The sequence below is a fragment of the Thermococcus sp. ES12 genome (genome assembly GCF_012027515.1).
Taxonomy (GTDB): Archaea; Methanobacteriota_B; Thermococci; order Thermococcales; family Thermococcaceae; genus Thermococcus; species Thermococcus barossii.
On the sequence record NZ_SNUP01000047.1, the window covers coordinates 1 to 486 of the forward strand.

General features: G+C 43.4%; 1 pseudogene. It reads right to left on the minus strand.

Annotated features, from left to right (window positions below):
* Positions 1-486 (minus strand): annotated as a pseudogene (locus tag E3E37_RS10935) (cobalamin biosynthesis protein CobQ); the annotation flags it as partial.

Here is a 486-nt window from a genome sequence, read left to right on the forward strand (position 1 = left end):
TCAAGCTTTCTGAAAATCTCGGCCTCTTCACAGCTGCTTAGAATTATGGGCCTTCCTTCAACATAGCTTTTGATTATGTTTTCGCTGTATGGGATCTCAGCAACGATTTCGGCATTATATTTGCTCGCTATTTCCTTCACCTTTTCTATTGGCCCTAAATCACTCCTATTGACTATAATCCAAGCTGGAGTTTTCATGAGCTCTGACAGTTCAAGGATAAGCTCAAGGTCATGCAAGCCTAATGGAGTTGGCTCTGTAACAGCGATTATAAGTTGAGAATCCTCTAGAGCTTTTGATACTGTGTTGCTCGTTCCTGCAGCTGTGTCCACCATTAAAAGCTCTTTCTCTAGCTTTTGGGCTTTCTTCTTTGCTGCTACAACTACTGGCATTGCCCTCTCTTCCCCTTCCAAGAGCTTCCCTGTAACGAGCGGAAATCCATAGGGAGTTTCTGTCAGATATGTATAACCCATGAGCTTTTTACCCTCC